General features: G+C 39.1%; 1 pseudogene. It reads right to left on the minus strand.

Annotated features, from left to right (window positions below):
• Positions 1-101 precede the first annotated feature (101 nt).
• Positions 102-729: pseudogene (locus tag C1E99_RS02130) on the minus strand (transposase); the annotation flags it as partial.

Below are 729 nucleotides of genomic sequence, written 5' to 3' on the forward strand. Positions count from 1 at the left end.
AACTCTTTTGACCAGTCGAGTTCTTATACGAAAACTCAAAAGAATGCAAAAACTCCCTCCCTATGATATAATCAAAGCGAAAAATTTTTTATGTTAGGCTACTAGCTCGTCCCTAGTAGTCTTTTTCTGTGCTAAAAATTCAGGATACGTTATCTGCTCTTTTAAAAGGATATAGGCTATTTTTAATAATTGATGTGCGAGGGCAATTGTTGCTTTTTGTGAACCACGCCGACTTTGAATCTGATAAAATCGGTCTGCTAGGGGACTTCCTTTTTGTTTTTTGACAGCGAAAGCGGCTTGGCATAAACATTTCTTCAAATAAGAATTACCATGCCGAATCTTGGTACTTCGTTTCTTACCAGCACTCTCATTATTACCTGGACAAAGTCCAGCCCAAGAAGCTAAATGTCCAGCAGTGGGAAACTGACTCATGTCAACTCCAACCTCAGAAATGATAACAGAAGCTGTAATAACATCAATGCCTGGGATGGAATCCAATATTTCTACATGGTTTTCATATTGTGATAGATAGACATTAATTCGTTCTTCCAGCAACTCAATCTGCTTCTGATAAAAATCATAAATCTCTAAGGACTGCTTTAACATAAAACGATGATGGTCAGAGAAATAACCATCCAGGGCTTCCAGAAGCTGTGGCACTTTCTTCTTCAGGCTGGTATAAACGGATTGATGGACAATGCGAGGTGTGATAGGCGTCCCATCAACCTG

The sequence above is a fragment of the Streptococcus suis genome, from assembly GCF_002964045.1.
Lineage (GTDB): Bacteria > Bacillota > Bacilli > Lactobacillales > Streptococcaceae > Streptococcus > Streptococcus suis_U.